At 75.3% G+C, this 26,312-nt stretch carries 12 protein-coding genes; 8 read left to right on the top strand and 4 right to left on the bottom strand.

What is annotated here, in order from left to right; all coding sequences use genetic code 11:
• Window positions 1-278: 278 nt before the first annotated feature.
• The gene (locus tag GA0070609_RS14930; protein WP_088994374.1) at window positions 279-2,192 is read left to right on the top strand and encodes a Xaa-Pro dipeptidyl-peptidase; all 1,914 of its coding nucleotides are present in this window, start codon (window positions 279-281) and stop codon (window positions 2,190-2,192) included.
• A 168-nt stretch (window positions 2,193-2,360) separates the two neighbouring features.
• On the opposite strand, the gene GA0070609_RS14925 is transcribed toward GA0070609_RS14930, so the two are convergent.
• A complete protein-coding gene (locus tag GA0070609_RS14925; RefSeq protein ID WP_088994373.1) occupies window positions 2,361-3,587 on the bottom strand; it encodes a PucR family transcriptional regulator in 1,227 nt (408 codons plus the stop codon).
• Window positions 3,588-3,875: 288 nt separating this feature from the next.
• On the opposite strand from GA0070609_RS14925, the gene GA0070609_RS14920 reads away from it, so the two are divergent.
• The 3 genes from GA0070609_RS14920 (at window position 3,876) to GA0070609_RS14910 (ending at window position 7,011) form a co-directional block, all read left to right on the top strand.
• On the top strand, window positions 3,876-4,685 hold the full coding sequence (locus GA0070609_RS14920; RefSeq protein ID WP_088994372.1) for an SAM-dependent methyltransferase: 810 nt from the start codon (window positions 3,876-3,878) through the stop codon (window positions 4,683-4,685).
• A gap of 968 nt (window positions 4,686-5,653) precedes the next feature.
• Window positions 5,654-6,247: a hypothetical protein gene (locus tag GA0070609_RS14915; protein ID WP_088994371.1), complete on the top strand. Its 594-nt coding sequence runs from the start codon at window positions 5,654-5,656 to the stop codon at window positions 6,245-6,247.
• 341 nt (window positions 6,248-6,588) lie between these two features.
• A complete protein-coding gene (locus GA0070609_RS14910) occupies window positions 6,589-7,011 on the top strand; it encodes an MmcQ/YjbR family DNA-binding protein (RefSeq protein ID WP_088994370.1) in 423 nt (140 codons plus the stop codon).
• Window positions 7,012-7,266: 255 nt separating this feature from the next.
• Here GA0070609_RS14910 and GA0070609_RS14905 read toward each other — a convergent pair whose 3' ends face one another.
• The 3 genes from GA0070609_RS14905 to GA0070609_RS34895 form a co-directional block, all read right to left on the bottom strand.
• On the bottom strand, window positions 7,267-10,503 hold the full coding sequence (locus tag GA0070609_RS14905) for a hypothetical protein (RefSeq protein WP_157748175.1): 3,237 nt from the start codon (window positions 10,501-10,503) through the stop codon (window positions 7,267-7,269).
• Between the two features lie 136 nt (window positions 10,504-10,639).
• Window positions 10,640-11,503, bottom strand: a complete 864-nt coding sequence (locus GA0070609_RS14900) for a peptidoglycan-binding domain-containing protein (protein ID WP_088994368.1) — start codon at window positions 11,501-11,503, stop codon at window positions 10,640-10,642.
• A gap of 2 nt (window positions 11,504-11,505) precedes the next feature.
• Window positions 11,506-11,631 (bottom strand): hypothetical protein, encoded by a 126-nt coding sequence (locus GA0070609_RS34895; RefSeq protein ID WP_269459286.1) that lies wholly within the window; start codon window positions 11,629-11,631, stop codon window positions 11,506-11,508.
• 538 nt (window positions 11,632-12,169) lie between these two features.
• Between GA0070609_RS34895 and GA0070609_RS14895 the strand changes: the two genes are divergently transcribed.
• Genes GA0070609_RS14895 through GA0070609_RS14880 form a run of 4 tightly spaced genes read left to right on the top strand, consistent with a single transcriptional unit; the run spans window position 12,170 to window position 26,293 of the window.
• Window positions 12,170-14,338, top strand: a complete 2,169-nt coding sequence (locus tag GA0070609_RS14895; RefSeq protein WP_088994367.1) for a hypothetical protein — start codon at window positions 12,170-12,172, stop codon at window positions 14,336-14,338.
• On the top strand, window positions 14,335-23,919 hold the full coding sequence (locus GA0070609_RS14890; protein WP_157748174.1) for a DUF6603 domain-containing protein: 9,585 nt from the start codon (window positions 14,335-14,337) through the stop codon (window positions 23,917-23,919). The genes GA0070609_RS14895 and GA0070609_RS14890 overlap by 4 nt, the downstream gene beginning before the upstream one ends.
• Window positions 23,919-25,259 (top strand): hypothetical protein, encoded by a 1,341-nt coding sequence (locus tag GA0070609_RS14885; RefSeq protein ID WP_157748173.1) that lies wholly within the window; start codon window positions 23,919-23,921, stop codon window positions 25,257-25,259. Before GA0070609_RS14890 ends, GA0070609_RS14885 begins: the two co-directional genes overlap by 1 nt.
• Entirely contained in the window at window positions 25,256-26,293 is a 1,038-nt protein-coding gene (locus GA0070609_RS14880; protein ID WP_088994364.1) for a hypothetical protein, read from the top strand. The genes GA0070609_RS14885 and GA0070609_RS14880 overlap by 4 nt, the downstream gene beginning before the upstream one ends.
• Window positions 26,294-26,312 lie beyond the last annotated feature (19 nt).

Here is a 26,312-nt window from a genome sequence, read left to right as displayed (position 1 = left end):
CGGGCACCTGTTGGAATCGCGCCCCGCCGTCTCCTACGCCTGTCGTACCGGCCGCAGCGGCGCGGACGTCGGCGACGCGGGTGCGACCGGCCGCCGAGCTGCGTGCCGGGACGGCGACGTCTGCGACAGACGTAGGAGTCGCCGGCCGGCACCTCCCACACGTGTCCGATGACCGGCGTCGCGCCCATTCGTAGGGTTCGATCACAGCGCCGTGCTCACGGTGACCGCGTCCGGACCGGGCGTGGCGGCCACGGCCGGTGCCGACAGGGAGGAGCACGATGCGAAGCAGGAGAACCTGGTGGCGGGCGGCGGTGGTGGTCGTGGCGACCACCGCCGTCGGTCTGCCCGCGGCCACCGCGACGGCCCAGCCGGTGGCCGAGCGCCTCGGGCCGGTCGTCGAGGACGGGGTGACCCAGCCGGTGTTCGGGTACGACGACGCGATCCGCGAGCGGGTCTTCGTCACCTCCGACGTGGACACCGACGCCGACGGTGCGGCCGACGTGGTGGCGATGGACATCATCCGGCCCCGGGCCAGCGACGACGGCCTGCGCGTCCCGGTGGTGATGGACGCCAGCCCGTACTACTCCACGGTCTGCCGGGGCAACGAGGGGGAGTGCAAGGGCGACCTGGACGGGGACGGCCTCAACGACCAGTGGCCGCTCTTCTACGACAACTACTTCGTGCCGCGCGGGTACGCGGTGGTGCTGCTGGACATGATCGGCACCAACAACTCGACCGGCTGCCCGGTCACCGGCGGGCACGCCGACAACGTCAGCGCGCCGACCGCGATCGACTGGCTCAACGGCCGCCGGCCGGGCCGGGACGCCGCCGGGCGCGAGGTCGTCGCCGACTGGCACAACGGCCGCACCGGCATGATCGGCAAGTCGTACGACGGCACGCTCGCGAACGCGGCCGCCGCCAGCGGCGTGGCCGGGCTGAGCACCATCGTGCCGATCTCCGCCATCTCCAGCTGGTACGACTACTCGCGCAGCGGCGGCCTGGTCACCCGGGCCAACAACTACTCCGGCAGCCTGGCCAACACGGTCACCAACCCGGCCCGGCGGGCGTACTGCGCGCCGGTGCGGGAGCGCCTCGGCGAGCAGGTCGACGACGCCACCGGCGACTACAACGACTTCTGGGCCGAGCGGGACTACGTCCCGCACGCCGGCCAGGTGCGCGCCAGCGTCTTCGTGGTGCACGGCATCAACGACAACAACGTCCGGCCGGACCACTTCAGCACCTGGTGGAACGCACTGGCCGAGCGGAACGTGCCGCGCAAGCTGTGGCTGACCGGCACCGGGCACGTCGACCCGTTCGACTTCCGTCGGGGCGAGTGGGTGGACACCCTGCACCAGTGGTTCGACCACTGGCTGCACGGCATCGACAACGGCATCATGGCCGAGCCGATGGTCGACATCGAGCGGGCACCGGACGTCTGGGAGACGCACTCCGACTGGCCGCTGCCGGCCGCCCAGCCGACCCAGGTGTTCCTTCAGCCCGGCGCGGACGGGGCGGCCGGCGGGCTGTCGGTGCGTCCGCACCCCGGCAACGCACGGGTCAGCTTCCAGGACACCCCGTCGATGAGCCAGACCAACGCCATTCGCCACCCGTCGGACCCGCAGGCGAACACCGAGAGCCGGCTGGTGTTCCTGTCCCGGCCGCTGCTGGCGCCGCTGCACGTCTCCGGCTCGCCGATCGTCAAGATCAACGCATCGGTCGACGACGTGGACACCAGCTTCGCCGGGCTGCTCGTCGACTACGGCACCCGACCCCGGTTCAGCACCTCCGGCGACGGCATCCGCACCCTGGCCGGGGAGGACTGCTGGGGCGGCACGGCCACCTGGGGCGGGCACGCCGAGGAGGCCTGCTACCGGCAGACCGAGAAGACGGTGGCCAGCAACCCGCAGGAACTGGTCACCAAGGGCATCCTCGACGGGCTCAACCTCGACTCGCTGAGCGTGTCGACGCCGCTGGTGCCGGGGGAGAAGAACGCCGTCGACGTGCGGCTGCTGCCCGAGGACTACGTCTTCGAGGCCGGCCACCAGATCGGCGTGGTGCTGCTCGGCTCGTACTCCGGCTACAGCAGCCGGGCCAAGCAGAACCAGGCCGAGATCACCGTGCACTTCGACCGCAGCCGGATCGAGCTGCCGGTGGTCGGCGGTCGCAACGCCGCGGTCGCCGCCGGCCTGTAGCTGATCCACGGGCGGGGCGCCGGCGCCGGCGCCCCGCCCGCGCCGCGCTCGACGGCCGGTGCGATCGGGGCGTCGGCCCGCAGCTCGATCAGCTCGATGGTCTCGTCGGCGGTCGCGGTCGGCGGTCGGCGGTCGCTGGCGGCGATCGCGGTCGGTGACCGGGACCGGTCAGCCCTCGGGCCGGTAGCGGCCGGTGAGCCGGCCCAGCTTCAGCGCCAGGTGCAGGCAGAGCCGCTCGTTGCCGTCCTTCAGGTCGGTCTCGGCGAGCTCCTCGATCCGCTGCAAGCGGTAGTAGAGGGTGGTGCGGTGCAGCCGCAACTGCTCGGCGGTGGCGTGCGCGTTGCCGGCCAGGTCCAGGTAGCGCTCCAGGGTCTCCAGCAGCACCGGGTTCGACTGCTCACGCAGCAGCCGCTCCAGCCCTGGGTGCACGTCGGAGATGTCCGGCTGCTGGCCGTCCAGCCGGGACAGCACCCGGTAGATGCCCAGCCCGGACCAGGAGACCACCCGGCCCAGCGCGGGCAGCCGTACGCCCACCCGGGCCGAGCGCAGCGCCTCCCCGTACGACCCGACGGCATCGGCCAGCCCGGCGCGGGCCTGGCCGATCCCCACCACCGTGCGCTCGACGGCGCTCAGCCCGCGGGTGGCCTGCCGCAGGTTGTCGTCGAGGAGCTTCGCGGCGGCCTCGGGGGAGGGGCGCCCGGCGAACCGGCCGCCGCAGAGCAGCAGCACGCCGTGGTCGTCGCGGACCACGTGCAGCGCCTCCCGGGTGCCGATCCAGCGGCGGGTGGTCACCAGCGCCTGCTCCAACGCCAGCCGGGCCACCTCGTCGGGCGGCTGGCCGGAGGTCACCAGCTGCGCGACGAGCGCGGTGGCCGGGCCGTCGCCGGCGATCAGGCCGGCCTCCCGCAGCGCCCGCACGGACCGGTCGCGGGTCGCCGCGCTGTCGGCGAGCAGCGTACGCGCCACCTCGGTCTCCCGCTGCGAGGCCAGCTCGCCGAGCAGGTTCTCCCGGTACAGCGCCAGGGACAGCTCGCTGACCAGGCCGGTCGCCTCGAGGTCGGTGTCGGCCATGGTGCCGTCCGGGTCGATGAACCAGACGAAGCCGAGCAGCAGGTCCTGGTGGCGGATGGGCACGCACACCCGGGGCAGCAGGTCGAGTTCCGCCGACGCCGGGGTGCGCACCGGCTCCCGGGCCTCCATGATGCCGACGTCACGGAACCAGGCCATCACCTCGGGCGTGGTCTGCCGGCGCAGGATGGACGCCTTGCGCACGTCGTCCATCACGCCGGTGTGCTCGCTGTAGACCACGACCCGCTGCCGCCGGTCCTCGATCAACGCCGGGCGGCCGGCGTGGGCGGCGAGTGCGTCGACGATGCGTTGCAGCTCACCCTGCATGTGCTCCTCCGGTCGCCCGGACCGCGCCGCCGGCTTCCCGGACGGGCGGGTGGCCGGGTCGTGCGTCCTGCCTGCTGTCTCGGATTCTTCCCCCGCTCGGACGGTGACCAAAAGCTGATCATGCCCCCTGTCCGATGAGCGCGCCCGGGCGTCGATCGCGTTACGCCCGGTCCAACCTGCGGGACGACGGGGCCGGGGTTTGACGACGTGCCGCAGCCCGGCGTTGAAGTCCTGCGTGGACGGACCTAGGCTGTGCCGACCCGGCAGTGACGACTTCGAGGAGCCCCGGTGACCGACGTGTCGAGCCCCAGCGGCGGTGCGGCCAGCGCCCTGGACACCAGCGTCCCGCACTCGGCCCGACTGTGGAACTACCTGCTCGGCGGCAAGGACAACTTCGCCGCCGACCGGGAGGCCGCCGAGCAGGTGCTCGCCTTCCTGCCGGAGCTGGTGCAGTCCGCCCGCTTCAACCGGGAGTTCCTCGGCCGGGCGGTGCGTCACCTCGCCGGCGAGGCCGGCGTCCGGCAGTTCCTCGACATCGGCACCGGCCTGCCCACGGCGAACAACACCCACCAGGTCGCCCAGGCCGTCGCCCCGGCTTCCCGGGTCGTCTACGTCGACAACGACCCGATGGTGCTGGTGCACGCCCGCGCGCTGCTGACCAGCAGCCCCGAGGGTGCTACCGACTACATCGAGGCCGACCTGCGCGACCCGGAGACCATCCTCGAGCAGGCCCGGCGCACCCTCGACTTCACCCAGCCGGTGGCCATCATGCTGCTGGGCATCCTGAACTTCGTGGTCGACGACGCCGAGGCTACCGCGGTCGTACGCCGCCTGGTGGACGCGGTGCCCGCCGGCAGCTACCTGGTCATCTCCCACCCGACCCGGGAGGTCAGCCCGGAGGCCGTGGACCGGGCGGTTCAGATGTGGAACACCGGCGGCGCCGCGCCGATGTGCGTCCGTACCCCGGAGCAGATCCTCCGGTTCTTCGACGGGCTGGACGTGCTCGAACCGGGGCTGGTCACCTGTTCGCGGTGGCGCCCGGACGGCAACGACACCACGCCCACCTCGGAGTACAGCGCGGTCGCCCGCAAGGGCTGAGCTGTCGGGTCCGTTCCTCGCTGGCGGGGTCGGGGCTCGTCGTCGCTGCCTGTTCGCCGGGGAACGCCCGCCACCGACCCGGTGAGGGTCCAGCTCCGTCCGCGCGGTCACGGTGGGCGCCAGGTTGTTGTGGTCCGGATCCGTTCGTGACTGCCGACGCCGGCGCCGGTTCGCTCGTCCCGACCGGCGGGGCAGGCGGCTGATCGGTTCGGGCGTGTCGCCGGGGCCTGGGCATGTTGTCCGAGAGGTTGATACCTCCCAGTCATCAATATGCCGCTGAGGTATCACGCTCGTTCCTGGGTGACCCATCCAACCGGTCGGGATCTCATCGGGGCGCTCTGCGCCGGTGGGTGGATGGAACCTCAGCGGGTCGAGCCATCCGGGCATTGCGCGCATCGGGGCCGCAGGGTGTTCGGGGGCCCCGCCGTTTCGCCGATGTGGCGGTATCCACCCGTGCGGGATGGCCCCATATCGGCGACACGGCGTCGATCATCCCATCCGCCCTCGGGGGATGCGGGTGCTCGATGTCGCCGGCTGTAGCGAATGTCCGGTTTGGGGGTGTGACCGGTGGCATCCGGGTGGTGGAATCGGGGCCGGGTCGGGGGCGTTACATCATGCGGACGATCGAGCAAGGGCACGCCGCCGGCCCGGCCGGCCGCGAGGCCCGTGGGCCTGGCGGAATGATGGCGGGCGGCCGGTCGTTACATCCCCCGGCGATCGCAGCAACGGTCCCGCCGGCATCCGCCGGATGAGGGTCGTGGCCCCGGAATGATGGTGGGCTGGCGGTCGTTACACACAGTCCGGCACCGCGCAGGGCACCCCCGCCCCGCAGGTTCGGCCGGGCATCTGGCACCAGGGCATCCCCCGCCCCGTGAATGTGCCCCGAGTCTTTTGAGCGCCTGATGGTGCTTGCGCTGCTGTGCCCGTCCCCCTTGGGCTGGTGGCGTCATCCCCGAAGGAGCTTTGTGATGAACACGATCATGCGTAAGAGCGTTCTGGGTATTGCTGGTCTGGCTTTCGCCGGTGGCATCTTCGCCGGCCCCGCCACGAACGCCGAGGCCGCGTCGGTCGAGGCCGTGAAGCCGGTTGCCGTGGTGCAGGCTGACAAGCCGGGTGTCGACAAGGCGAAGCTGATCCCGCATGGTGTGCAGGGTGAGCAGTCGCGCATCGAGCTCGACGGTGAGCAGGTGGAGAACGTGAAGGCGATCATCGCGGCGACGAAGAAGTCCGACATGGACGAGCGCGCGGCGGTGGTGGCGATCGCTACCGCGCTGCAGGAGTCGAAGCTGGAGAACCTGGGTCACCTGGGTGACCGGAATGACCATGACTCGCAGGGTCTGTTCCAGCAGCGTCCGTCGAGCGGTTGGGGCACGGTGGAGCAGATCACCGACCCCGAGTACTCGACCATGGCGTTCCTGAAGGGCCTCAAGCAGGTCGACGGTTGGCAGGACATGCCGCTGACCAAGGCCGCCCAGACGGTGCAGGTGTCGGCTTACCCGTTCCACTACGCCCAGTGGGAGCAGCAGGCCGCCGACCTCGTCGCCGAGCACTGGAACAGCTGACAACCAACCGAACACTCGCAGGACCGACTTTCCTCATGGGGGGACTGCTGGCCGACACCCACACCGGGTGCCGGCCAGCAGCACATCCACCGACCGCAGGGCCGGCACCCACCACGGGTGCCGGCCCTGCGGCGTACCCGGTCCCGGGCCGGCATCCACCCACGGGTGCCGGCCCTGCGGAGTATCCCGTCCCGGGCCGGCATCCAACACCGGTGCCGGCCCTGCGGGGTGCCGGGTTTTGGGCTGGAATCCGATCGTGGGTGCCGGCCAGCGGTGCCTTGTTCGCCGGAACCTGGGGCGCGCCACGGGGGAGTGTCGGGGGGTCGGGTTAGCGTGCCGGGGTGAGTGCTCCCGCCGACGTCCCGCCCGAGTTCCTCGACCGGCTGCGACCGATCTGCCGCGGCCTGCCCGATGCCTACGAGGAACCGGCCTGGGTGGGCATCCGGTGGCGGGTCCGCAAGCGCACCTTCGCCCACGTGCTCATCGTCGACCCGGACCATCAGATGGCGTACGCGCGGGCCGCCGCCACCGACGAGCCGACCTGCGTGCTGACGTTCCGGGCGCCGGTTGACGAGGTGCACGCCCTGGTCGCCGGCGGCTACCCGTTCTACAAGCCCGACTGGGGCGCGGACGTGCTCGGCATGGTCCTCGACGACGGCGTCGACTGGGCCGAGGTCGGCGAGCTGCTCACCGAGAGCTACTGCCGGCTTGCCCCGAAGAAGCTGGCCGCGCAGGTGTCCCGACCCACCCCGGCGGACCGGTGACGCCGCGCTGGCGGGGAGCTTCGCCTGAGCGGGCTGGACGGGTGACGGGGCGCTGACCAAGCGGCTCGTCCGGGCCCGGGCGGCCCGATGGCCGCGCGTTGGCCGGGTGGCTCGTCCGGTCGGGCGGACCGGTGACGCCGCGCGACCGGTGACGCCGCGCGACCGGGGCCGCCGGTGATCGAGCGGACCGGGCGGCCCGCTCGCCGCGGCGCCGCCCGGCAGTGGGCGGCGCCGCGACGGCGAGGCGCCCGACGGTCAGCGTTGCGGTACCGGTGCCGGTGGCTGCGGGCCGAAGTGCACGCCGGTGATCTTCCCGCCGCTCGGCAGGAGGATGGACAGCATCCGCTGCCGCGCCTCCAGCCCCGGATCCCGGATGAACCACAGGTGGTAGTGCGAGTTCGCCGGGATGTTCTCGAAGTCGCCGAGTGCGTGCTGCAGGTACAACCGGGCGGTGGCCTGCTGCTGGGCGGCGGTCTGCAGGTGGATCTCGTCGGACTTCAACTCCAGGAAGCCCGGTACGTCGCCGATCCTCCAGTGGCCGTCGAGGTTGGATCGCCCGGTCAGCCAGGTGTTGGTCCGGGCGCCGAGGAACCACATGGTCTGCTGCTGGATGGGTAGCGGGCCGAGGAAGACGTGCTCGGCGAGGCGGCCCCGCATCCGGTTCGCCAACGCGGTCAGCTCCGGGATGCGGATCTGCCCGTCGCCCATCAGGCGCTCGAACGTGTCGATGATGCCGAGCCGGGTCGACGGCACGTACCGGTCGAACGCGCCGGACTCGGCCACCTCGATGATCTGCCGGCAGTCGGTCATCACGGCGCGCTGTTCCGGGGTCAGGTCGGGGTGGTGCCGGGCGACCTCGGCGGCGAGCGCGTGCCAGCTGGGATGGCTGCGGTCGATGCCGAGGTTGCCCGGCGTGATGATGCGGCCGTGCCTTCGCAGCGGCGGAATCAACTCCAGCTCCCGGCGCAGCTTGTCGCCGGTCCGGTCGATCAGCCGCTCGATCAGTGCCGGCCGGTCCGCCTCCGGGGTCTGCTCCAGCAGCGCCTCGGCCCGCAGCAGGACGTCGTCGATCCCGACGGTGCCCAGGCCGCGCAGCCGCAGCACGAGCCGCGGGCCCCACCGGCGGCCGAAGGCGATCGATGCCGGATGCGACGCCAGGCCGTACAGGTGCGGGGTCCGGGACTGGATCTTTCCGACGCTGCCCAGCTCCGGGTGCGCGAGCAGGCTCAGGAAGGCCTCCCGGCCCTTGACCGCCTGGGCGAGCATGGTCGCCGCCTTCTCCGGGCTGTAGGCGGCCCGGAGCAGGTCCAGCCCGACGGTGGCGGCGCCGGGCAGCACCACCGGCTCGGGCGGTGACCCGGGACGCTGGCCCAGCTCGGGCACGTGGGCCAGCCGCTCCGCCGGCGCCGGTCGCGCCGGCAGGGCACCCTCGGGCAGCAGGAGCAGCCGCCGCCCGCCGGTGCCCTGGACCAGCACGGCGTCCGGGGTCTCGGTGGGCTTGCGGGTGGCGGGTGGGTAGGCGGTGTCGAGCACCGCCCGGCCGTCCTCGCTGTAGGCCACCAGGCCGGGCAGCAGGCCCTCGAAGGTCGGTACGGCGTCCGGCCAGGTCAGCGTCGCGCTGATGCCCGCCTCGGCCAGCCGTAGCTCGATCTCGCCCTTGGCCGCGGCGAGCCGGCGCTGGGCGGCGTCGCGTTGCGGCCCCGCGGCCATCTCGTCGACGAGCTTGACCAGCCCGTTCCAGGCCTCGGCGGCGCGACCGGCCCAGGCCTGGAACTGCTCCGGGGTTGCGGTGCCGTCGCGGACGGCAGCGAAGTCCGCGGCGACCTGAGCGCGTTCGGCCTCCAGTGCCTGCAGCCGCAGCTCACCGTCCGCGCTGAGCCCGCCCCGGGCGTCGCCGAGCCGGTCGACGAACCTCGTCGCGAGCAGGCCACCGACCATGATCGTGCCGGTGGTGGCCGCCTGCGTCACAGCGGCCACCACGCTGTCCCGCAGGCCGCGCAGCTCGCCGGTCTTGACCAGGTGCTGCACCTCGCCGAAGCCGAAGGTGGTGATCTGCTCGACGGCCAGCCGGGCGGCCTGCTCGGCCCGGTCGCCGGAGCGGGCGATGGCCTTGAAGATGTCGCCGGAGCCGAAGAGCACGACGCGGACGACCGCGGTCTGCAACGCCTGCCAGGCGAGGTCCTCCTGGAACGACGATCCGGTGATGGACTGCGGCCCGAGCAGCAGCTCCGACCCGCTGCGTGCGACGAGCGTCTCCCACATCAGCCGGGTGGTGACCACGCCGGCCGAGACGACGAGGGTGCCGAAGACGGTGGTGGTGTCGACGACGGCGGCCAGCGCCACGCCGGCGGCGGCGCCCACCGCGCCGGCGGTGATGGCGGTGGCGACGCCGATCGCCACGGCGGCGGCGACCGCCTTGGCCGTGCGGTGCAGCTCGACGGTGTCGGTGAGCTCCTTGAAGTCCTCCCGGTACTGCGGCCGTCCGGTGACCGTGGCCAGTACGGCGCGGGCCAGCCGCTCCGCGTCCGCCGCCTCGACGTACTTGCCCTGCTTGTGCAGGAGGATGCTCTGCTCGACGTGGGTGAGCGCCACGGCGAGTTCGACCACGTAGCCGTCCGCCCGGTCGGCGGCGTCGCTGGGCAGCAGCGGTTGGTCGGCGAGCCAGGACAGCTGCTCGCGGACGACCAGGAGCTGCACCGCCAGGCTGATCGCGCTCAGCCGCTGGCTGAACCGCAGGTACGGCTGCATGTAGTCGTGGAACGGGTAGTTGCGCACGCTCTGGAGGTCGGCCAACAGCCGCTTGCGCAGGAACCAGTCCTGGCCCGGGTCGGTCATGGCGACGCCGGTCTCGGAGTCGGCGGCCCGTTCGGGCAGCGCGTCAGACTCCCGCTCGGCCCGCAGCGCGACCAGGTCGGCGACCTGGTCGGCCAGCTGCCGGATGGTGGCCTCCAGGCCCATGTAGCTGTGCAGGTAGAGCAACGGCATCCGGGTCGAGAAGGCGTTCATCAGCCGGTCGCCCTCGTTCTGCTGGGCCTCGATCCGGTACGCCGGCGCCGCGTCCAGCGCCGCGGCGATGGCGGCGCAGTACGCCCGCCGGGCCTGCGTCAGCAGCCCGCACAGCTCCGGCGCGAACGGGGGCAGGTAACGGGTGGGCCGGTTCAGGTCGGCCAGCTGGCGCAGGGTCGGCCCGAGCGTCACCACCATCACCCAGGCCAGTTCGACGCCGCGTACCCGCCGGGCCATCGTGGCGGCCGACGGTGCCGGCGCGTCGGCGGGCGGGTTCGCCCAGGCGTACAGCCGCCCGCGCACCGGGCGCAGCTCCAGCGCGTCCGGCACCAGCTCGTCCACGGCGGCGTACAGCTCGGTGCGGAGCAGGTCGTGCGGCACCCGGGTGGTCACGGGCTGGCTGGTCGCCACCTGTTCGGGCCGTCGTGTTCCCACGCTGTCGAGGACGGCTTCCCGCACGCCCGGTTCGCTCACGGTCTGGGTCATCTGCTCCCGCCCCCGCCGGCGCGGCGGGCCGCGTCCGGACATGTCCGATCGTTCGGTGTGCTCCCGGCGGTCGTCGGCGTACCGGCCGGGTTGGCGCGGACGGGTGACCGGGTCGCCGGTCACCCGCCCGGCTGGGTCAGTAGGTGACCCGGACGCCCATTTCGGCCCAGGTGAGCCGGCCGACGATGCCGTCGGCGGTGAGCCCCCGCATCTGCTGGTACCAGCGGACCCCCGACTCGGTCGTCGTGTCGAACCGGTCGCCCGGCGGGCCGCAGCGGCGGGTGCCGATGAACCGCTTGACGTACGCGACGTCCTCGCCGGTGCTGCCGGCGCGGATGGTGCGCGAGCCGGGCGCCCGGCCGGGTCCCGGCTTGGGGGGCGGCGGCTTGGTGGCGGCGCGCAGCGCGGCGAGCGTCTTCGGCCCGACCACCGCGTCCACGGCCAGCTTGCGCGACTTCTGGAAGGACCGGACCCAGGCCGTGGTCCTGGGCCCGAACACCCCGTCGGCGGCCAGCCCGGCACCCAGCCGGTTGGCGAGGGTCTGCAGCTCCCGCACGTCGCTGCCCTTGCAGCCGGCCTTCAGCGTACGGTCGCCCAGCTTGGACACCCGGGCGGTGGCGATGCCCCACGGCCGGAGGCTGTCCTCCAGGGCGCGGGAGTGGCTCACGCTGACGTGCAGGTGCTTGGTGTGCGGGTTCGACCCGGTGTAGCGGGCGGCCCGGAAGCCGCGGGTGCGGCTCCAGATGGTCCGGTTGAAGATGACGTACTGGGTGGACGGGTGCGCGATGCACTGCCGGACCACCAGCAGCGGGTCGATCCCGTCGATGTCGAAGTCGGCCGCGTTGACCGAGCGGTCGTCGCCGTCCGGGTTGTGGTCGGACTTGCGGGCCTGGTGCGCCGCGTCGCCGATCCACCCGTCGGAGGCCTTGTCCCGGTGCGGCCAGCGGGTGTTGATCTCCTCCCGCAGTACGCGGAGCGTCGGGGCCAGGTGCACACCCATCGTCACTCCTCCTCTTCCAGCGCGGCCAGGAGGTCGACGTCGACCTCGTCGCCGATCAGGCCCTCCGGGTCGTCGTCCTCTTCCAGCGTGGCCACCAGGTACTCGGCGTCGATGCTGGCGGTCTCCATCAGTGGTCCCCCCTTCCGGTCGTCGCCGGCCGACCCGCGCGGCCGGCCGGGCCCGGTTCGGCCCGGGCACGGCGGACGGCCGTCGGGTGACTGGCGTCGTGGGCAAACCTTCGCCGATGGCGGTGGCACCCCGGCAATGGATGAGTCGCCTTTCGGCAGCAGGACTGCCCGACCGGCGCGCGCCGGTCGCCGATCGACGGCCGTGTCCGTCGAAGGTGTCCCCTGGCCGGGCGTTTCCCCGATCCGGACCGGCGTTCGATTGATCGAACAGTCAACACTTGTCCAATGTGACTGGTTGACCGGATCAACCAGTCGGCCCGGCCCGAACGCCGCAACGGTGGAGGAGACCTGGCGCTTCGGTCCGTTCCTCCGCCGGCACGGACCGTAGCGTCCGAAGGGCGACAGAGAACCCCGGTCGATCGTCCGTAGCCTCCCGGCAACTCCCGCGCCGAACCTGTCGGGGACGGGCGGGAAACCGAGGGGGGACAATGGAATCGCGTGAAGGGCGGGCCGAGCGCGGCCGCCGGGTGGACGAGTCGTGACCGCGGTCGCGGAGGCGGTGGCCGCTGCCGGACTGGTCACGGACCACCCCGGCGCCACGCCACCTATGACCTACAACGTGCTGCTGCGGGTGCCCGCCGGTTCGGCCGCCGGCACACCGACCACGGTGGCCGGCACCCTGCAGAACACCGTCGGCGGCCGCCGCACACCGACGCAGCGGCCCACGCTCTCGCTGTTCCTGGGCCCCGGCGCCACGCTGCGCGGCATCGCGTACTGGCTGTGCCGGACCATCAAGCCGGCCGGAGCGCCGGACGCCACGCCGTACGACGAGATGCGGGTGGCCCGGGCGCTGTGGGCGTGGAACCGGGACTACCTGACTGCGCTCGGCGGCCCGGCCGCCTGGCGCACCGGGCTCTGGCTGCCGGTGCCGGTGGAAGTCGCGGCGGACGGCGCGCAGTGGGTGACCGACTGGGACACCGTCGCCGGCTGGGCCGACGGCCTCCCGACCGGCCTCGGCGTCTCGCTGGACGCGCCCGCCCAGCACCTGCCGCTGCCCGACCCCGCCGCGCTGGCCCGCGCGGTCGCCGCCGAGCTGGCCGTCCGGGACCTCGACGAGGTGGCCGACGTGGTCGAGCGGGACCTGGTCGGCAACCCGTTCGAGGCGGTGTTCCGGATCGTCGAGATCCTCCGCCAGGTGCGCGCCGACGACCCGGAGGACGCCGTCGAGCTGGCCGCCACCCTGGTCGGCCGGCTGACCGCCGGGGAACTGGCGACCCTGGCCGGCGTCACCGCCGGGCACGCGCTGCTGCGTCGACTGTGGGCGCTCGTCGGCCCCGCCGACGACGGCGACGCCGAGGACGCCCGGGACGCGCTCGGGCCCGCGCTCGGGCTGACCCGCACCGGCTCGGGGACGTGGCAGCCGCCGGACGTGATCGGCCCGACGGTGCTCCCCGACGAACTGCCTCCGGTCCCACCGGCGCCGCCGGTGAAGGGGAAGAAGCCGGCCCCGCAGGGCCTGCGGTCGCCCTGGAAGGAGCCCACCGAGAACCCCGGCGGCCGGCACACCATGGTGCTCGGCCGGGACCTGTGCATCGGCGTCACCGACAGCTACACCCAGAAGAACGGCACCAGCTGGACCGGTCCGGCCTACGCCGGCCGGCTGGACCCGGCACGGTTCATCCAGGACAACGCCGCCGCGATCGGCTTGACCACCGCCGAGGAGCGGGCCCGGCTGCGGGTCACCGAGCTGATCGCGCCGAACGAGGGGCGGCTCGACGCCGCCCGCGGGGCGGACAAGGGCACCCTCTCCACCGGCATCCAGCAGTGGTCGGCGCACCTGAACGAGGAACTGCCCGTGCTGCTCGCCCGGTTCAAGCGGGTCGCGCCGGACCACTACGACCTCTTCTTCGGCATGTACGGGTTGGACACCGAGCCGTGGTGGCGGGTCGGCGGCAAGGAGGCCGCGGTGGAGGTCGCGGACCCGGCGCAAATCCGCGCCGCCAACCCGGAGGCCTTCGACGCCACCGGCGCGCCCCGGGAGGGCAAGGAGTACGCCCTGCGGTACGCCACGCTGTTCCGGGTGCCGGCCGGCGGCGGCCGGCAGCGGCTCGCCGAGCCACCGGACAGCGTCACCCAGGTCCTGCCGCGGCACGCGTTCTTCGGCGTGACCGCGAAGGGCAAGGCGTACACCGTCGCGCCCGAGTGGTGCGGCCGGATCCGGTTGGCCTCGCTCTGCTCGCTGCCGTACAACGTGGTCCAGGTGTGGACGGCGGTCTGGCGGTTCGAGCGGCTGGCCCGCCAGCCGCTGGGCAAGGCGAAGCTGCTCGTCCGGGGCCGGCAGTACCGGATCCGGGACTTCGTCACCTCCGAGTACGCCGCGGCGCTCGTCATCGACCAGCACATCAACGCGCCGTTCTGGGTGCCCGAGGCGATCGACCGGGCGATCAACCGCACCGAGCGGGCCATCGAACGGATGGCCGAGCCGGCGCGCACCGAGCTGCGCCCGTTCGACGAGGGGACCTCCGGTCCGCTGCGCGCGCCGTGGCTGCGGCTGTTCCAGATCAACTACCTCGCCGAACGGAACCTCGTCGGCAAGGCCGACCGGGACATGCGCATCACCGGTCTGCATGACCGGTTCAACGACACCAATGGATGGGTCGGGCTCGATCCCGAGCCCGGAAGCTTCGCGGGGTGGGTGGGCCCATGATCAACGTTGACGGCATTCCCGCCGAGGTCGAGGACCTCGGCATCGCACTGGGCCTGCTGGCCCCGTCCGGCGGCGGCGTCCGGCTGGTCGAGGAGTTCTTCGCCGACCCGTGGACCCGGGTCGGCAAGCTGGTCGCCAACGACATGCAGCGCGCCGCGCTGGTCCGCGCGATCGAGGGCCTGCTGCCCGCCGCCCGGCCGCGCTTCCCCGCCGACCCGGCCGGCCAGCCCGGCCGGGTCGCCCGGCACGTGCCGCTGCTGGAGGAGGGCGGCAAGGGGCAGGTCTACCTGGTCGTCGAACGCACCGGGGTGGCCGCGTCCGCCCCGCTGACCCTGGCGATCGCGGCCGAGGCCGGGCCGGTCGCCGGCGGCCCCGCCGTCACCGCGCGGCTGGACCTGCTGGTGGCCAACGGCGGCACGGTCACCCCGGTCGCGGCCAGCCGGAACCACCCGATCCGGCTGCGGGCCCGGGCGCCGCTCGGCGACACCGGGGCCAGCGTGGAGGCCGCCGTCCTGCTGGTCGCCCCGCCGGACGAGGAGCTGAGCCGAGTCACCGTGACCGTGCGCGGCCTGCCCGGCACCACCGAGCCGCTGGTGCTGGACCCGGCCGCCGACAGCTCGCAGCTCGCCCTGCTGGTCACCGCGCTGCTGCGGTACGTGCTGGCCGAGGTGGGCGACGGCGTACCCGGGCCGGTGCACCTGGTCGCGGCGAACCTGCCCGGCCTGCTGGGCCTGACGCCCGGCCTGGTGCCGCTGCCGCTGGGCGACCTCGCCGGCGACCCTGCCGCGTTCCGGTCCTGGCTGGCCGCGCTGGTCACCGCCCGCACCCCGGACGGCGCGCCCGGCCTGGTCGGCTGGCTCGACTCGATCGCCGGCCTGCTCGGCGCCGACCCGTCCAAGCGCACCGACCTGCCCACCGAGGCCGACCCGCTGGTCATTCCCGTGCTCGCCGGCCCGCCGTCGGTGGACCTCACGGTGGCGGTCCGCACCGACCCGGCCACCGGCGCGTCCGCCCTGGTGGTCGGCGCCCGGGTCGGCTACCCCGGTGGCGCACTCGACGCGACCGTCCGCGGCGACGCCGTACTGCTGGTGATGCCGCTGAGCGGGTCGACCCCGGTCACCCTCTTCGAACGCCTCGACGTGCTGGTCGCCGCGCCCGCCAACGGCGGACGGCTCTACCCGGCCGCCGGCGAGCCGGCCGGCGCCGTCCAGGTCGGCGGGCTGCGCGCGGGGCTGCGCTACCTCGCCGCCACCGGCGCGATCACGCCGGTGCTGGAGCTGCGCGACGTCGCCGTCGCGATCGGCGACGAGCCGCACCACCTGGACCTCGTCGACCTGACCGACGCCCGGTCGCTGACCTCCGCCGCGCAGTCGCTGCTGGAGGAGGCGATCGAGACCGGGCTCGGCCCCGCCGCCGGCCCGGTGGCCGCGCTGCGGCACCTGCTCGGGCTGGGCACCACCCCCGGCGTCGACCTCGGGCTGCTGACCACCGCGCCGACCCGCGCGCTGGCCGCCTACTACCGGCAGCTGCGCCAGGACCCCGACGGCTGGCCCGGCGTGCTGCGCGAGGTGGCCCGGCTCGCCGGCACCGCGACCCCGGTGGTCACCGGCACCGGCACCCCGGCCGACCCGTGGCGGGTCCCGGTGGCCGCCCTCGCCGCGGCCGAGGGCGCGCCGGTGGCCCTGGAGCTGGTCCTGTGGGACTCCGGCACCGCCGCCGCGCCCGTCGTCGAGCTCGGCCTCGCCCTGCGCGGCGGCGCCCACCTCGACCCCGCCCTGCCGTGGCGGGTGGACGTCCGCGCCGCGCTGGCCAGCATCCCGCTCGACGGGGCGACCGGCCCGGCCTGGCTCGGCGGGGTCACCGCCACCGCCGCCTTCGAGCCACCGGCCCTGGCCGTCGGCGCGCCGATGCGGGTCTCCACCGACGGCATCCGGGTCGACGTCACCTGGTCGCTCGGGTCGCCGGTACGGGTCGCCGCGACCGTCGGCGACCTCGCCGTCACCGTCGACGGGGTGGCCCACGTGCTGGGTGACCTCACCCTGCCGCCGGCCGGCCCGATCGACCCGACCCTGCCCGACCTCGGCCTCGGCGTCGACCCGACCGCGCTCTGGGGTGCCGCCCGCGGCCTGCTCGCCCGGGTCGCCGGGTCCTGGGCCGGTCCGACCGCCCGCGACCTGCTGGCGCTGGTCGGCATCGCCGGACCGGGCACCACCGGCGCGCTGGCCGACCTGCCACCGCTGCTGCCGCCCGACCCCGCCGACCTGTCGTCGCTGCTGGCCGATCCCGCCGCCGCGGTCCGCCGGTGGCTGGCCGACCTGGCCCGCGACGAGGACGCCCGCACCGCCGACGGGACGCCGTACCTGGTCGTGCTGCTGCGACTGCTGCAGGCCGCGCTGACCGACCGGCTGCCCGCCCTACCCGGGCAGGACCTGCCACAGGTCGACCTGCCGGTCACCGGCGGCGGCACCCCGTCGGCGCCCTGGCGGGTGCCGGTCCAGCACACCGGCGAGGACGCGGTCGAGGTGCTCGCCTGGCTGGAACCCCAGGGACCGCCCGCGCAGTGGGCGATCGCGCCGCTGGCCGACCGGTACGCCGCCGACGAGGCGGACACCGAACCGGTCACCGGCGCCGACGCGGACACCGAACCGGTGCCGGTCACCGGCGCCGACGTGCTCGCCGCGGCCGAGGTCGTCGGGGCGTACCGGCCGGAGATCGGTGACCTGCTCGACGGGGTGGACGCCGGCCACGCCGCGGCGGCGCTCGGCGCGCTGGCCGGGATGCTCGCCGACGGGGACGGGCTGGTGCCCGCCGGCACCCCGCTGCCGCCCGAGCCCGGCTGGCGCGCGGGCACCCCGGTCGCCGCCACCCACGACACCCTCACCGGCGCGCCGGCGATGGTCGGCCAGCTGCGCGCGGAGATCGCCGCCCGCACCGCGGCCGCCGGCGACGACTGGGCGGTGCTGCTGCTCGCGCCGCCGCTGGCCGGCTCGCGGCCCTGGGCCGAGCTGCTCGGCGACGTCCCGCCCGAGCAGGTCGCCACCGTGGACCTGCGGGTGCCGGGAACCCCGCCACACCTGGTCGACCTCGGCACCCTGCCGGCCGCCCGCTGGTACGTGGTGGATCTCGCCGACGACGGCACGCTGCCCGCCGCCACCGCGCTCGCCGCGCTGCGGCACGTGCAGGACGCGGTGCGGGCCGTCCGGCCCGGGGTGCGGACGCTGCTCGTCGGGCACTCGTACCTGGGTCTGGTCGCCCGGCAGCTCACCGCGGCGGTCCCCGCGCAGGTGCTCGGACTGGTCACCGTCGGCACCGCGTTCGACGGCACGCTGCTGCCGCTGGACGCGCCGCAGGTGGCCGACGGGGTGCGGCTGGCCACCGTGCTGGCCCCCGCCGGCATGCCGGCCGCGCCGCTGCTCGACGCCGCGCTGGGCCTGCACCGCCGGCTGCTCGACGGGTACGCCGCGGAACCCGGCGCGCAGGCCCGCCCCGCCCCGCTGCCCGCCGCCGCGTTCACCCGCTGGCTCGGCGCGCCGGTGGACCTGGCCGGCGTGCCGGCGCTCGCGCTGCACGGCAGCCTCGGCGCCGCCGACGGCAACCCCGACCTGCGGGCGGCCCTGCTCGCCGCGCTGACCACGCACACCGTCGAGGAAGCCGGGCCGGTCGCACCGCCCAGCCACGCGGTCGCCGCGGTGCGGCTCGCGCTCGACCTGGGCCGCCCGGCGGCCGGGGACCCCGAGGTCGACGTCGACGTACGCCTCGGCCTCGGCGCGGTGGCGCTGGACCCGGCGGCGCCCGACGAACTCCCGTCCGCGCAGATCCGCATCCGGGTCGCCCGCCCCGAGGGGTGGCTGCTCGGCGGACCCGGCACCGGCAGTCCGCTGCCCGCCCGGGTACGCGCCCTCACCGTCCGAGCGACGGTGCGGGCCGGGGTCGCCGCCCCGGTCACCGACGTCGACGTGGTGCTGCACGACGCCGCGCTGCGCGGCGAGGCGGCCGCCGCGGTCGACCTGACCGACCCGCGGGCGCCGGAACTGCTCGACGCCCTGGTGCGGGAACTCGACCGGATGGCCGCCGCCGACGGCCGGCTGGCCCGGCTGCTGAACGAACTCGCCGCCCTCGGCGTCCTGCACCGCGCGGCCCCGGGGCGGCCGGCCGCGCTGCTCGCCGACGCGGTCGGCGCGCTGCGTACCGACGCCACCGGATGGCTGGCCCCGCGACTGCCGGCGCTGGTCGACCGGACCGCCGGGCTGCTCGGCCTGGCCCGCGACCCCGGCGCCCCGGACGGCGGCGGCCCCTGGCGCCGCCCGCTCGCCGGCCTGCCGGTGGAGCTGGTGCTGGAGGCCCAGCCGTGGCGCCTCACCGCCCGCACCACCGGCACCGGCCTGCGGCTCGGCCACGGGGTGACACTGACCGGCGCCACCACCGTCTCGCTGGCCGACCCCGCGCCGCAGGTGCGGGCCGCGCTCGCGGTCGGCGGGGTCACCCTCGCCCGGACCACGGACGGGGTGTCGCTGGGCGCGTCCTGGCTGCCCGAGCCGGTCGCGCTCTGGCCGGCCGCCCCGGACCTGCCCGCCCGGCTCGCCCCACTGCTGCCCCGACTGCTCGTCGGCGGCGCGCTCGGCGTCCTGCTGGAACAGCTCACCGGCGAGGACGTCCGGGTGGCCTCCCTGGACGGGCTGCTCACCGACCCGGCCGACTGGCTGCGACGCACCTTCGCCGGCACGCCCGGCGCGCCGCCGCAGGCAGCACCGCTGGCCGACCTGCTCCGGCTCGCCGCGGCCCCGCTGGGCCTGACCGCCGATCCGGCGCACGCCCTCACCCTGCCCGGCGGCGTCACCGTCGACCTGCTGGACGTGGGCGCCGCCGACACCCGGGCCCTGCGGCTGTTGGTCGGCACCGACGCCCCGATCGTGCTCTGGACCGACGACGCCGGCCCGGCCACCCTGGACCTCGCGCTGCGGCTGGACGTCGACGGCGACCGGCAGGTCCAGCCGGGCGGCGAACTGACCCTGCACCTGCCGCTGCCCGGCGACTGGGGCGCGCTCGACCTGCGGCTGGGCGCCGACGCCAACGGCCTGTCGGTCGCCGTCACCCCGGCCGCGCTGGGCACCACGGTCACCCTGCTGCCCGCCGTCGCCGGGCTGGACGCGCTGGTCACCGCGGCCGGGCAACGGCTGCTGCCGGAGGTGCTCGACGGGCTCGTCGAGGGCCTCGGGGCCCGCCAACCGCGCCCGGCCGTCCTCGACGACGCGCTCGCCGTCGCCGCGGCGCTCGGCGTCTACGACCCGACGCAGGCCCCGCACGGCTTCGCCGCCCGCGGCGGCGCCCTCGCCGACCTGGCCCACGACCTGGCCGACGGGTCGCTCGCCGGGGCCGGCGCCGCCGCCGCGTCCGCCGCCGCCGCGCTGCTCGGCCGGGTCCTGGGCACCGCGCACGTGCCGGCACCGACCACGCCGGGGGAGGTGAAGGTCGTCGCCCAGGTGCTCGGCGGCACCGTCGAGCTGCGGACCAACCTCGCCGCGCCCCGGCCGGCGCTCGCGCTGTCCGTCCGGGACGTCAGCGCCGGGGCGATCACCGCCGGCATCGACGTCGGCTACGCCAACTCCACGGTCACCGCGTCGCTGACCGCCCGCGCGCACGTCGACACCGGCCTCGGGGTCGCCCTGCGCGCCGGCCTGGCGATCCAGGCCAGTGCCCAGGGGCTGGCCGTACGACTCGGACTGCTCGGCACCGACGACGCCGGCACCGGCGAGCTGACCGTGCAGCTCGCGCCGGTGGTGCGGCTGCCCGACCCGGCCGAGCTGGCCCAGCTCGCCGAGCGGCTGGTGGTGCCGATGGCCGGCACCCTGGCGCTGCGCGCGGCCGAGCCGTGGCTGCGCAAGCCGCTGTGGGCCGGCGGGCGTACCGCGGCGCAGATCCTCGTCGCCGCGGACGTCGCCGTCGACACCCCGGACGGGATGCGGATGGCGGCCGTCCTACCCACCCCGATCGGGGTGCTGCGCGGGGCGCTCGACGCGGTCGCCGGGGTCGACGTGCCGGTGCCGGGCGGGCTGGCCCTCGCCGTGGCCGCCGACGGCGCCCGCTACGGCGTCGTGCTCAAGGGCGCGCTGACCCTGCCCGCCGGCAGCACCGCCGTGCAACTGCGCTTCGGCCTGCCCGACACGGTCGACCCCGGATGGGGCGCCGCCGGCCGGGGCGTCGGCCTGCTGCTGCTGGATCTCACCGACGCCGCCGCGCCGCAGCTGCGTCCGGTGCTGCGGCTGGGCGGGCTGGGCATCCGGGTGGCCGCGGCCGCGTCCGGCAAGGCGCTGGTGGAGACCGGCGGGTTCCGCCTCGGCGCGGCCAGCGCCCACGTCCGCGCCGACCTGGCGCTGACCGGCTCGACGGCGCTGAAGCGGCCGACCGTGGTGGACGGCGCGGTCATGCTCGACGGGCTGGGCTTCCCGATGGCCCCCGGCGGGGGCGGCGGCAACCCGGTCGCGGCGTCGCTGATGCAGACCGGCGGGGGCGGCGACACGGCCCCGGCCAACCCGCCGCTGGACGTGCTGGTGGCGCGGGGCGGCGGCAAGTGGCTGGTGCTCTTCGGCGGAAAGGCCGAGGCCCGGTTCGAGATCAACCGGAGCTTCGGTCCGCTGCACATCGCCGAGCTGGCGCTGCTGTACAAGGCGGCCACGTCCGGACCGGGCAAGGTCGGGGTGGCCGTCGACGGCGGCGTGGCGGTCGCCGGGCTCACCGTCGACGTCGACGACCTGTCGCTGCTGGTGCCGCTGCGCAACCCGGCCGACCTCAGCGCCTGGGAGGTGGACCTGGCCGGCTTGTCGGTGTCGTTCACCTCGCCCGGGGTGTCGGTCGCCGGCGGCCTGGTCAAGGTCACCGGCGCCAACGGCGTGCAGTACGACGGCATGCTCTCGGTCGACCTGGCCGGCCGCGGCCTGACCGCGGTCGGCTCGTACGCCCGGCCGCGGGACGACCTGGGCGAGTACACCTCGCTCTTCGTGTTCCTCTCGGTCGGCTTCCCGCTCGGCGGCCCGCCGTACCTGTACGTCCTCGGCCTGGCCGGCGGCGCCGGGTACAACCGCCGGTTGATGGTGCCCCGCGACCCGCAGGGCGTGCCGGCGTTCCCGCTGGTGAAGGCGATCGACGACGGCGGGTTCGGCGGCTCCGGCGGCCCGATGGGGGCGCTGGCCCGGATGTCGAAGGACATCCCGCCGGCCCGGGGCGCGTTCTGGCTCGCCGCCGGGGTGAAGTTCTCCACCTTTCAGCTGCTGCACACCACGGCCCTGGCCTACGTCTCCGCCGACCGGGGACTCGAGGTCGGCCTGCTCGGCCTGATGCGGATGGCGCTGCCCGACTCGCAGTCGGCGGTGGTGAACCTCGAACTCGCGCTGGCCGCCCGGTACAGCACGGTGGACAAGGTGCTCTCCGTGCGGGCGGCGCTGACCCGCAACTCGTGGCTGCTCAGCCGCGACTGCCAGGTCACCGGCGGGTTCGCGTTCGTGGTCTGGTTCGACCGGCCGGAGGTGCTGCTCTCCATCGGCGGTTACCACCCCCGGTTCAACAAGCCCGCGCACTACCCGGACGTGCCCCGGGTGGGCTTCCACTGGTCGGTCGGCGGCGGCGTGGTGGTCAAGGGCCAGGCGTACTTCACCCTCACCCCGTCGACGGTGATGCTCGGCGGTCGCCTGGAGGCCTCCTACGACCGCTCACCGGTGCGGGTCTGGTTCACCGCCGCCCTCGACATGTACCTGCGGTGGGACCCGCTGACCTACGACATCACCGCCAGCGTCAGCGTCGGCGCCCGGTTCACCATCAAGGTGTGCTTCTTCGCCTGCGCCCGGATCAACGTCAGCGTCTCGCTCGGGGCCAAGGTCACCCTCCAGGGTCCGCCGCTGCGTGGCACGGTCACCGTCGACCTGGCCATCGCCTCGGTCACCGTCCGGTTCGGCAAGAAGCAGGAGCAGTCGTTCCTCACCTGGAACCAGGTCTGGGTCAAGTACCTCAGCGGCGGCGACGCGAGCCGGCCGGCGACCAGCGGCACGGTCACCGCCGGCACGCTGCCGCCGGTGGTGGGCAGCCGTCCGGACGGCACGGCGGAGCGCCCGTGGTCGGTGGCGCCGGAGTTCGCCGTCCGGGTCGAGTCGCTGATGCCGCTGTACGGCTGGCGGCTGACCGGCAGCGGCCGCCCCGACGACCTCACCGGCGGGCGGCAGGTCGACGTTGTCCCGGCCGGCTCGCACATGGGCAAGACCAAGGCGGTCATGGTCGTCACGGTCGAGCAGCGCAGCGGCAGCACCTGGATCGCGGTGCCCACCGCGCAGGTCCAGCAGCTGCGGCTGGGCACGGCCAGCACCGGTTTCCCGGCCGCGCTGTGGGACTCCGGCCTCGCCGGCGGGCAGAACGCGGCGTCGACAATGGTCCGGGCGCTGTCCTCGGTCAACCTCGCCGCCCCGATCACCGTCGCCGAGGCGACCGGCGTGCTGCCGGACGTGGCCCTGGCCACGATGATCGAGGAGGAGACGCAGCGGCACCTGCCGCTGTCGGTTCCCGGCGTAGTGGCGCCGGCGCCGTCAGTGCTGCGGCTGCGACGTACCGCCGACACCACCACCGAGCCCGCCCGGGCCGCGGCCCTGCCCACCCCGACCGCGCCGACCGGGCCGCGGCTGCGGGCGACCGTCTCGGCCGACCGGCGCCGGGGGGTGGCCCGGGCCACCCGCCCGGTCGCCGCCCGGGGCGGACGGGACGCCGGGACCGCGCTGCCGGTGGGCAACACCCAGGTCTGGGACACCACGCACACCGGCGGGCTGCGGCTGCGCCTCGACGAGGGCCCGGCGCCGCTGCGGCTGGTCACCTTCACCGGCACCGGCGCGCCGCTCAGTGACGGTCCGGCCCGGCCGGGCGCCCGGGTGCCCGCCGACGCCGCCCGCGTGGTGGTGACCCCGGCGGCCGGCGCCGCCGCCGGCTGGGCCGCCGACACGCCGCTGGTGCCGGTCACCGACGGCGTGCTGGTCGCGCCGGGCGCCACCGTGCTGCTGCCGCACCCGTGGTATCCGCCCGCCCGCTACCGGCAGGCCGGCGCACACGTTCCGGTGCCCGCCGCGCTGCTCGCCGCCGACGTCGACGGCCTGGTCACCAACCTGCCCGCCAGCACCCGTGCGGTGGTGGTGTCGCTGGAGCCGGTGTCCGCCGACGCCCGCCTCGACGACGTCCGCGTCGACCTGGACGGGGTGCGGGTGAGCAGCCGGGAGGACGCCCCGGACGACGACCAGCCGCACCGCATCCTGCTCACCGTCGACGCGGAACGGGACGCCGACACGATCTCGGTGCGGGTCGTCGCGGGGAAGGGCTGGCGGGTCTCCGGGGTGATCGGCACCCCGGACTACGCCGTCGACACCCGGCTGACCGCCGCCCGACGGGAACTGAAGCGGGTCTACAGGCCGGCGACGGTGCCCGCGCGGCCGGGTGCCGCCGCCCGGTCGGCGGCGCGTACCGCGGTCGCCCCGGCGGCGGCGCTCACCGAGCCGGCGGCTCCGGCACCAGCGGCGGCGTTCGTCGCCTTCGAGGACGAGGAAACGGAGGCGTGATGACGGAGACGCCAGTGGCGCCGGGTTCCATCCGGCTGCACGACAAGGTGACGCCGACGCTCACCGCCGGCATCTACCGGTTCCGCAGCAAGCTGGACGTGACCGGCACGGGTACGGCGGGCGGCTCGCCGCCCGAGCACCTCACCCACGTGCAGGTCAGCGCGCCGCGGCTCGCCCTCGACGCCAGCGAGGTCACCGGGCACCACCCGCCCCGGGACGCGGTGGGCGCGTTCGGCGACCGGCTGCCGCACGTCGTCCTGGGCCGGCGGACCCTGCCCTGGGAGCGGCGGTTCACCGACGGCACCCCCTGGCTGGCGCTGCTGGTCGTCCGGGCGGACGAGGCGAGCCTGGTCACCGGCCCGCTGCGGACGACCATCGGCGAGACGGCCTTCACCCGGCTCAACGGCATCGAACCGGTCGACGCCAACCGGGCCGTCGTCGGGCTGCGCGCCAAGGACCTGGCCACCTTCCGGGCGCTGCTGCCCAGCCGGGACGACGTCCGGCTGCTCACCCACGTGCGCCAGGTCAACGTCGCCGACACCGCGCTGGCCGGCAGCGACGACGACGGCTGGTTCGCCGTGGTCACCGCCAACCGGCTGCCGCTGGGCGGGACCACGCCCACGAAGTACACCGCCTGCCTGGTCTCGCTGGAGGGCCGGGAGGACGCCTGGGCGAGCAACCTGACCAGCCCGCCCACCTTGATCGTCCTGGCGTCCTGGCCGTTCGTGACCAGCTCCGCCGGCGGCACCTTCGAACACGTCGCCGCGCACCTCGACCTCGGCGCGTTCGGCGCCCCGCCGGCCGGGCAACCCCCGCTGGTGGACGCGGACGGGGCGCTCGCACTGGCCGGCACCCGCCGCGACGGCAGCCCGACCACCGTGGGCTACCGCTCGCCGCTGCTCGGCGCGGCCCCCGACCCGCTGCCCGCCGGGCCGGACGACGTGACCGGCGACGCCGCGTTCGAGCTGGGCCGACTGCTCGCCGCGGCCGACGGGCGGTTCATCCGCGAGGTGGTGGCCTGGCACCGCGCCGCCGACGACGCCGCCCGCACCGACAGCGCGGCGACCCTCCGCGCGGACAGCGCCCAGGCGTACGCCGCCGCCGGCCCCGCGCCGCGCCGCGCCGCCGCCGCGGCATCCGCCGACGAGGCCGACCGGCTCGCCGTCGCCGGGGCGGACCTGCGCGCGGCCGCGACCTCCGCCGACCCGCTCGCCGGCCTCGGCGCGACGTTCGCGCAGCGGCTGCTGTCCCGCACCACCCGCGCCGACCTCTGGCAGGCGCACCCGGGTGGCGACAGCGTCATCCCGCGCCAGCTGCGCCCGGAAGGAGAAGACTCGTGACCACCCACCTGTCCACCGGCGGGCGGCTGCTCGCCGAGCGGCTCGGCGCGCTGGTCGGCCCGCTGGCCGACCCGGCCGGGCAGCCCGCACCGAAGATGCGTGCCCTGCTCGCCGAGCGGCCGGCGGCGCGGACGGCCACGATCGCCGAGCCGACCGCGGCGGCGGCGACCGCCGGCGCGCCGCCGCTGCCGCCGTACGTCGAGCACCTGCTGGCCCGCTGGAGCCTGCTGCACGACCTGCCGTTCCGATACCTGGTGCCCGACGCCCGGCTACTGCCCCCGGAGTCCATCCGGTTCTTCCGGCTGGACACCGGCTGGCTGGAGCGGCTGCGGGCGGGGGCGCTCGCCGTCGGCGGCGACGGCAGCCGGGAACGCGCCGGCACCCGGACGGTGCTGCCGCGGGTCACCGCCGCGGTCACCGAGCAGCTGCCGCTGGTCCGGGAGGTGCAGCGCACCCGCATGTCGATCCCGGTCGCCGCCGACCTGCTCGCCGAGGCCCGGGCCGCCGGTGAGCTCACCGCGGCGGCCGGGGAGGTCCCGGTCACCGGGTTCCTGCTGCGCTCCTCGCTGGTCAGCGGCTGGCCCGGCATGGAGGTGCGGGCCTGGACCAGCGACGACCAGGCCGTGGTGCGACCGGGCGTGGACCCGGACGAGCTGGCCCGCAGCCGACCCGACCTGGTGGTGGAGCTGCTGCGGCTGGAGCGGCTGTCGCCGTCGGTGCTGGTCGCGTTGTTCCGCGGCGCCCCCCGCCTGGTCTGGCTGGAGGAGCCGCCGCAGAGCGTGCAGTTCGGCCTGGAGGCCGACGGGCCGGGCTGGCGGGCGCCGATCCGCACCGGCGCGGGACCCGACCTGGGCAGCGTCGCGGTGCCGATGCGTTCCGGCCCGGTGCCCGGCGTGGTGGACGTCAAGGGCCTGGCCGCCGCCCTCGACCAGGCCCACCGCCTGCCCCAGCCGCGCGGCGGCGCCGCCCTGGCGCTGTCCCTGCTGCAGGCGCCGTCCCGGCAGCGGTTCGGCTCCTCCACCCCACCGTCCTGACCCCGGCCCCGCCGATCCC

The sequence above is a fragment of the Micromonospora echinaurantiaca genome (genome assembly GCF_900090235.1).
GTDB classification, from domain to species: Bacteria; Actinomycetota; Actinomycetes; order Mycobacteriales; family Micromonosporaceae; genus Micromonospora; species Micromonospora echinaurantiaca.
The sequence above is the reverse complement of the archived record's forward strand: the minus strand, read 5'-3'. Positions and strand labels throughout refer to the sequence as shown.

What these genes read in the sequence shown, in the direction of transcription:
- GA0070609_RS14930 (WP_088994374.1), top strand. Translation starts at nt 279, where the DNA reads ATGCGAAGCAGGAGAACCTGGTGGCGGGCGGCGGTGGTGGTCGTGGCG.
- GA0070609_RS14925 (WP_088994373.1), bottom strand. Translation starts at nt 3,587, where the DNA reads ATGCAGGGTGAGCTGCAACGCATCGTCGACGCACTCGCCGCCCACGCC.
- GA0070609_RS14915 (WP_088994371.1), top strand. Translation starts at nt 5,654, where the DNA reads ATGAACACGATCATGCGTAAGAGCGTTCTGGGTATTGCTGGTCTGGCT.
- GA0070609_RS14905 (WP_157748175.1), bottom strand. Translation starts at nt 10,503, where the DNA reads ATGACCCAGACCGTGAGCGAACCGGGCGTGCGGGAAGCCGTCCTCGAC.
- GA0070609_RS14900 (WP_088994368.1), bottom strand. Translation starts at nt 11,503, where the DNA reads ATGGGTGTGCACCTGGCCCCGACGCTCCGCGTACTGCGGGAGGAGATC.
- GA0070609_RS34895 (WP_269459286.1), bottom strand. Translation starts at nt 11,631, where the DNA reads ATGGAGACCGCCAGCATCGACGCCGAGTACCTGGTGGCCACGCTGGAA.
- GA0070609_RS14890 (WP_157748174.1), top strand. Translation starts at nt 14,335, where the DNA reads ATGATCAACGTTGACGGCATTCCCGCCGAGGTCGAGGACCTCGGCATC.
- GA0070609_RS14885 (WP_157748173.1), top strand. Translation starts at nt 23,919, where the DNA reads ATGACGGAGACGCCAGTGGCGCCGGGTTCCATCCGGCTGCACGACAAG.